Here is a 7,222-nt window from a genome sequence, read left to right on the forward strand (position 1 = left end):
GAAGGCGCCACGCGCCCGTCGAGGCGCACCCTCCCCAAGCCAGGCCGCGCCCATCCGTCCCTGAGGGCGCCGCGCGCCCGTCGAGGCACGCCCTCCCCAAGCCAGGCCGCGCGGATCCGGCTCCGCCGGTCCGCCACCGGCGCCCCCTGGGGGGAGGCGCTACGCGCCTCGGGGGGGGCAAATGTGACTGTCACTATCTTGTCACGTTGGACTTCTAAGATGCGAGGGTCGCTGAAAGACGGGCGGTAGAAAACCTGCCAAAGACTCCTCTAACGAGCACAGAAGGAACCAAGATGTTCAAACGTGTCTTCAAACAAGTTTCCCTGGGCGTCGCGCTGAGCGCCGCCGTTTTTGCCGTCCAGGCCGCCGATGTGACCGGCGCCGGCGCGTCGTTCCCCTATCCCATCTACGCCAAGTGGGCGTCGGACTACAAGGCTGCCACCAATAACGCCGTGAACTACCAGTCGATCGGTTCGGGCGGCGGTCAGCAACAGATCATCGCCAAGACCGTCGACTTCGGCGCGTCGGACGATCCCATGAAGGCCGCTGACCTGGAAAAGAACGGTCTGCTGCAGTTCCCGGCGGTCATCGGCGGCACCGTGGCCGTGGTGAACATCGACGGCATCGAGCCGGGCAAGCTGAAGCTGTCGGGCAAGGTTCTGGGCGACATCTTCCTGGGCAAGATCAAGAAGTGGGACGACGCCGCCATCAAGGCGCTGAACCCCGACCTGAAGCTGCCGTCGGCCGACATCATCGTCGTGCACCGTTCGGACGGCTCGGGCACCACCTTCGGCTGGACCAACTACCTGTCCAAGGTGTCGCCGGAGTGGAAGGCGCAGGTCGGCGAAGGCAAGGCCGTCAAGTGGCCGGTGGGCCAGGGTGGCAAGGGCAACGAAGGCGTCGCCGCCTACGTCGGCCAGCTCAAGAACTCGATCGGCTATGTCGAATACGCCTACGCCAAGCAGAACAAGCTGGCCTGGACCCAGTTGCAGAACAAGGACGGCAAGTTCGTCCAGCCGGAACAGAAGGCCTTCGCCGCCGCCGCCGCCAATGCCGACTGGAAGAGCGCGCCTGGCATGGGCGTGGTGCTGACGGACGAGCCGGGCGCCGATTCGTGGCCCGTGACCGCCGCCACTTTCATCCTGGTGCACAAGTCGCAAGACAAGCCGGCCCAGGGCAAGGCGGTGCTGGAGTTCTTCGACTGGGCCTTCAAGAACGGCGCCAAGTCGGCCGAAGCCATGGACTACGTGCCGCTGCCGGAAGCCGTGACCAAGGAAATCCGCGCCGCCTGGGGCGAAGTCAAGGCCGCCGACGGCAAGCCGGTCTGGAAGTAAAGCGCTTGCCTGGCGCGCCGGCCCCGCCGCGCGCCGGCATCGTTCAACTGCCCTGGCATCCGGTTCGCCGGTTGCCGGGGCGGGTCCCCGGGCCCATTCGTCGTTTCCCCCAAGGTTTCCTAAGGAAAGTCCATCCATGAGCGCGGTAATGGATAATAGTGTGCCGCTTTCGCCCAGCGTGGCGGACTCCGTGACTACCGGCACGCCTTCGCCTATGAAGCAAAATAAAAATGCGCTGATGGATGCGCTGTTCAAGAACCTGACCCGCCTGTTCGCCTTCCTGGTGTTCATCCTGTTGGCGGCGATCCTGATTTCCCTGGTCTACGGCAGCCGTGAATCGCTGGCCAAGTACGGCCTGTCGTTTCTGTGGCTGAACGATTGGGATCCGGTGCAGCAGAGCTACGGCGCGGTGGTGCCCATCATCGGCACGCTGCTGACCTCGGCCATCGCCCTGATAATCGCCGTGCCGGTGTCTTTCGGCATCGCCATCTTCCTGACCGAGCTGTCGCCGACCTGGCTGCGCCGCCCGCTGGGCACCGCGGTCGAAATGCTGGCGGCGATTCCGTCGATCATCTACGGCATGTGGGGCCTGTTCGTTTTCGTGCCGGTGTTCCAGCAGTATGTGCAGCCGTTCCTGATCGCCACGCTGGGCAGCGTGCCGATCATCGGCGGCATCTTCGCCGGGCCGCCGTTCGGCATCGGCATCTTCACCGCCGGCCTGATCCTGTCGATCATGATCATCCCGTTCATCGCCGCGGTGATGCGCGACGTGTTCGAACTGGTGCCGGCCATGCTCAAGGAATCGGCCTACGGCCTGGGCAGCACGACCTGGGAAGTGATGTGGCGCGTGGTGCTGCCGTTCACCAAATCGGGTGTCATCGGCGGCATCATGCTGGGGCTGGGCCGCGCGCTGGGCGAGACCATGGCGGTGACCTTCGTCATCGGCAACGCCTTCAAGTGGTCGGGCTCGCTGTTTTCGCCGGGCAACTCGATCGCCTCGGCGCTGGCCAATGAATTCAATGAAGCCGGTGGCATCCAGAAGTCGGCGTTGCTGGAACTGGGCCTGATCCTGTTCCTGATCACCACGATCGTGCTGGCGCTGGCGAAGATGCTGCTGGTGCGTCTGTCGGCCCACGAAGGCAAGCGTACCTGACCCGCCGCCCAAGGAAAAGAACATGGCTGCAGTATCCGTACTCAATATGCAGAATGGCGTGTACCGCCGGCGCCGGGTGGTCAACCGCATCATGCTGACCATCTCGCTGGCCACGCTGGTGTTCGGGTTGTTCTGGCTGTTCTGGATCATCCTGACCCTGCTGCTCAAGGGCGCGCCCGCGTTGTCGTTGACGCTCTTCACCGAGATCACGCCGCCGCCGGGGCAGTCCGGCGGCCTGGTCAACGCGATCTTCGGCAGCGTGATGATGGCGGGCGTGGGCACGCTGATCGGCACGCCGGTCGGCATCCTGGCCGGCACCTACCTGGCCGAATATGGCCAGCGCGGCTGGCTGGCGCCGGCCACGCGCTTTCTGAACGACGTGCTGCTGTCGGCGCCGTCCATCATCATCGGTCTGTTCATCTACGCCGTGTACGTGGCGCAGGTCGGGCACTACTCGGGCTGGGCTGGCGCCATCGCGCTGTCGATCCTGGTGATTCCGGTGGTGGTGCGCACCACCGACAACATGTTGCTGCTGGTGCCCAACAGCCTGCGCGAAGCCGCGGCCGCGCTGGGTTGCCCCAAATGGCGCATGATCACGCTGGTGTGCTATCGCGCCGCCAAGACCGGCATCATCACCGGCGTGCTGCTGGCCATCGCCCGCATCTCGGGCGAAACCGCGCCGCTGCTGTTCACGGCGCTGTCGAACCAGTTCATGTCGACCAACATGAACGGCCCGATGGCCAACCTGCCGGTCGTGATCTACCAGTACGCCGCCAGCCCCTTCAAGGACTGGAACGACCTGGCCTGGGCCGGCGCCACCCTGATTACGCTGCTGGTGCTGGGCATAAACATCATTGCCCGCAACATGTTCCGCAAGTAAAGATCGCTTTGCCGGCGCGCCCGCCGCGCCGGACCTAGGGAAACCAAATGGAAAACACCGCTACCGCCGTCAAGAACAAGATCGAGGTCAAGAACCTGAACTTCTACTACGGCAAGTTCCATGCGATCCGCAATGTGAACATGTCGATCCAGGAAAAGAAGGTCACCGCCTTCATCGGCCCGTCGGGCTGCGGCAAGTCGACGCTGTTGCGCACCTTCAACCGCATGTTCGAGTTGTACCCGGGCCAGCGCGCCGAGGGCGAGATCATCCTGGACGGCGAGAACCTGCTGACCGCCAAGACCGATATTTCGCTGATCCGCGCCAAGGTCGGCATGGTGTTCCAGAAGCCCACGCCGTTTCCCATGAGCATCTACGACAACATCGCCTTCGGCGTGCGGCTGTTCGAGCGCCTGTCCAAGGGCGAGATGGACGAGCGCGTGGAATGGGCCTTGAGCAAGGCCGCGCTGTGGAACGAAGTGAAGGACAAGCTGCACCAGAGCGGCAACAGCCTGTCGGGCGGCCAGCAACAGCGCCTGTGCATCGCGCGCGGCGTGGCCATCAAGCCCGAAGTGCTGCTGCTGGACGAGCCGTGTTCGGCGCTGGATCCGATCTCGACCGCCAAGATCGAAGAACTGATCGCCGAACTGAAGAACGACTACACCGTCGTCATCGTGACCCACAACATGCAGCAGGCGGCCCGCTGTTCGGACTTCACGGCCTACATGTACCTGGGCGAGCTGATGGAATTCGGCCAGACCGACCAGATCTTCGTGAAGCCGTCGCGCAAGGAAACCGAGGATTACATCACCGGCCGTTTCGGCTGAGCGCCGGAATCGGCAACCGGACGGCGGCCGGGTTCCCGGCGGTTACCCGTCATGCAAAACAACGGCGCGCCCCAGGCGCGCCGTTGTCATTGGAGCCGCCCCGACGCCTGGCGGGGGGAAGGCCGCCGCGCGCCTCAGGAGCGCTGTTGCTCCAGCTTGCGCGCGCGGGCGGCCGACCGCGGTGCTGGCGCGCCGCCGGCATAGCGGCCCGGGATCAGGATCACGAACACTGCCGCCAATACCGCCGCGCACGAGAACGCGATGAAGTTCCACGCCAGCGGCAGTTGCAGGCCGGCCAAGTAACCGCCGACGATGGGGCCGCTCATCGCGCCGATGCGCGCGAATGACAGCGCCCAGCCGGTGGCGGCGCCGCGCGCATGCGCCGGGTAGTAGCCCGCCAGGTAGCCTGTCAGGATCAGGGACGATGAAATGCTGCCGATGCCCGCCAATGCCACCCACAGGTAATTGACCGCCAGCGGGTTGTTGTAGGTCAGGCAATAGATGCCGATGGCGCCCACCAGGTAGAACAGCGCTACGATCCTGCGCGGCTCGCTCTTGTCGGCGAACTGGCCCAGCACCAGGCCACCGATGGCCGAGGCCAGGCTGAAGACCAGCAGGAACGAGATGCTCGAGCCCAGGTCGTAGCCGTTCTTGCGCATGATCTGCGGCAGCCAGGTGTTCAAGCCGTACACCAGCATCATGCCCAGGAACAGCGCGCCCCAGAAGCACAACGTGGCGCGCAGGTGGCGCGGCGCGAACACCGCGGCCATCACATCGCGCCAGGTGGTCTTCTCGCCCGCGACCTCGCGCGGACGGAACGGCTCCAGCGACGTGATGCCCAGGCGCTGCGCCATGGCGCGCGCGCCGGCTTCATCGCCTTTGGCCAGCAGGTACTCCAGCGATTCGGGCAGCAGGCGGGCCAGCAAGGGCACCAGCAGCAGCGGCGCGGCGCCCACCAGGATTACGCCGCGCCAACCCCAGTGCTGCAGCACCGCCATGGCCACGGCGGCCGAGCACAGGATGCCGAGCGAGTAGCCGGAATACATCACGCCGTAGTTGAACCCCCGCTTGGCGGGCGGCGAATACTCGATTGTCAACGCCGCCGCCACCGGAATCACGCCGCCCAGTCCCAGGCCGCCGATGAAGCGGAAGGTGGCGAACCACGTCGGCGTCGGCGCCCAGGCCGCGCCGATCATGGTCAGCGAAAACAGGGTCACGCACGCCAGCAGCATGCGCCGGCGCCCCAGCAGGTCGGACAGCGTGCCGACGGCGAACGAACCGACGAACATGCCCGCCAGCGCGTAGCTGCCCAGCATGCCCAGTTCGATGGACGTCAGGTTCCAGCGCTTGTCGTCGGCCAGGGCGGGCAGCACGGCGCCCATCACGCCCACGTCATAGCCTTCGAACAGGATTGCCAGCCAGCAGACGAACAGCACGGTGTAAGTGGTCCGCGCGGGCGTGGCCCAGTCGGACGAAGAGGAGGCATTTGCCATGAGGTTCCCGATGTATGTCGTTATGAGGTGTGCCGATGACGCCCGCCGTTGGCAACGGGCGTTTCCAGCGCGGGGCCGGGCCGCAGGGGAGGGGCCGCAAGGCCAGGCACCGCAACGCTGAAAGCCGTATTTAATTTATGCTTCAACTATATAGGTGTCAATCAGGGGATCGCCGGCCCGGGCGCCTGCAAGGCGGCCCGGGCGGGGGGCAACGGCGGCGCGCCGGTATCTGGTATAGTTCCGTCCCTCGGGGCGTAGCGCAGCCTGGTAGCGCATCTGCTTTGGGAGCAGAGGGTCGCGAGTTCGAATCCCGCCGCCCCGACCAATAAAACAAAGGCCGTTAGTGATAGTGTTCACTAACGGCCTTTGCCTTTTTGTCGGTTGTGGGGCAACTTATGGGGCAACTGGAGAAATGTTGCTTACACGATTCCCAGGTCGCACAGTTGTTCGAAAAGGTCCAGGACAGAAAATACGGGAGCTATCTGCTCGCATCAACGTCGACAAGGCTAGATCCTTCTCAGGGATGAGCATTAGCTTCGACTTTCCAGTAACGGCCATCGTTGGGCCGAACGGCGGCGGAAAGACCTCCCTAGCAGGCAAAAACCCGAAACGGGGACCCTTACTCCGAATTCCACTTCGGCGCCGCGGTGAACGGAAATCTCTACCAAGGTAAGCTCGATATCACATCTCTGAGAGCCATCAGCGGACAAGTGGACTCTCAGCTAGTCATATTTGTGTAGGACAATTTCGCGAAAAATCGGGTTGAAGAGATACTGCGAAATCTGCCTGACATTGCCATGGACGGTCTTAGCGTCCATGCAATGAAATGAGATGGCATTGCCGCCCGGGTTCACAGGGACCGCAACCTGAATCCGTCCATCACTCAACCTTCCGTCTGCTTATTGGATGGAGATTCAAAGGTGAGTGAAGACGCTGCCGCCATGATATTCAAGCTTCCCGGACTCTGCCCGGAACACCAAGCGGGATCCGCACTTACTCTTTTCCCAGGTCGGGAAGCCATTGGGTCTCTTGCCGGAAGCGCGTGCTTGGTTGTGCGCGCTTCGCGTGGCTTGTACTGCTGGACATCGGCCTCACGCAGGTATTGCCTGATCGTATTGCGTGAGCAGCCCAATTGTCTGGCCATCTCCCGAATACTGACGCCACGACGCGCCATTACCTTGATCTCCACTGCTTGCTCCTGAGTCAACATCTTCGGCGGCCAAAGCGCCACTATCATTGCCCAGGTGGGTCAGATTTACTCCCACGGGGCGGGTCAGTATTACATCGGCGTTGACAGCAAGTCACACCACGCCGCTGATTGCATCACCATACCAGCCAAAAACTTGCCGTTCGATATTCAAAATTAATAAGCAGGAAATAGAAGTGGAACCCTCACGGCCCGTACACCATTGTGGCGGAGAGATGTCGGTGCAAGAAAACTTATTCGGAGGGAGCATGGTAGCCGTGCGAGAAGCGGGATTCTACGAGTCGGACAATTACAGCGTGACGCTACGATTTGAGCCGGCAAAGGCCAAGGT

General features: G+C 63.3%; 6 protein-coding genes, 1 tRNA gene and 1 pseudogene. 6 read left to right on the forward strand and 2 right to left on the reverse strand.

The features are described from left to right. The first annotated feature begins 293 nt into the window (after positions 1-293). From pstS to pstB, 4 genes are all read left to right on the forward strand, one after another. A complete protein-coding gene (pstS, locus tag ACN6O8_RS23515; protein ID WP_427993388.1) occupies positions 294-1,334 on the forward strand; it encodes a phosphate ABC transporter substrate-binding protein PstS in 1,041 nt (346 codons plus the stop codon). A gap of 136 nt (positions 1,335-1,470) precedes the next feature. After that, complete coding sequence (gene pstC, locus ACN6O8_RS23520; RefSeq protein WP_427993389.1) at positions 1,471-2,487, forward strand: phosphate ABC transporter permease subunit PstC; 1,017 nt, start codon at positions 1,471-1,473, stop codon at positions 2,485-2,487. Between the two features lie 22 nt (positions 2,488-2,509). Then, positions 2,510-3,367: a phosphate ABC transporter permease PstA gene (pstA, locus tag ACN6O8_RS23525; protein ID WP_427993390.1), complete on the forward strand. Its 858-nt coding sequence runs from the start codon at positions 2,510-2,512 to the stop codon at positions 3,365-3,367. A 47-nt stretch (positions 3,368-3,414) separates the two neighbouring features. Next, positions 3,415-4,191, forward strand: coding sequence for a phosphate ABC transporter ATP-binding protein PstB (gene pstB / locus ACN6O8_RS23530; RefSeq protein ID WP_006385463.1), 777 nt, complete (start codon positions 3,415-3,417; stop codon positions 4,189-4,191). 134 nt (positions 4,192-4,325) lie between these two features. Here the strand turns inward: pstB and ACN6O8_RS23535 are convergent, their stop codons facing one another. Further along, entirely contained in the window at positions 4,326-5,684 is a 1,359-nt protein-coding gene (locus tag ACN6O8_RS23535) for an MFS transporter (protein WP_427993391.1), read from the reverse strand. A 248-nt stretch (positions 5,685-5,932) separates the two neighbouring features. On the opposite strand from ACN6O8_RS23535, the gene ACN6O8_RS23540 reads away from it, so the two are divergent. Next, positions 5,933-6,009, forward strand: a tRNA-Pro gene (locus ACN6O8_RS23540). An 87-nt stretch (positions 6,010-6,096) separates the two neighbouring features. After that, on the forward strand, positions 6,097-6,357 hold the full coding sequence (locus ACN6O8_RS23545) for an ATP-binding protein (RefSeq protein ID WP_427993392.1): 261 nt from the start codon (positions 6,097-6,099) through the stop codon (positions 6,355-6,357). A gap of 372 nt (positions 6,358-6,729) precedes the next feature. Here the strand turns inward: ACN6O8_RS23545 and ACN6O8_RS23550 are convergent. Beyond that, positions 6,730-6,894 (reverse strand): annotated as a pseudogene (locus ACN6O8_RS23550) (helix-turn-helix domain-containing protein); the annotation flags it as partial. Positions 6,895-7,222: the final 328 nt, after the last annotated feature.

Source organism: Achromobacter sp. (genome assembly GCF_050285565.1).
In the GTDB taxonomy this organism is placed as follows: Bacteria; Pseudomonadota; Gammaproteobacteria; order Burkholderiales; family Burkholderiaceae_B; genus Achromobacter.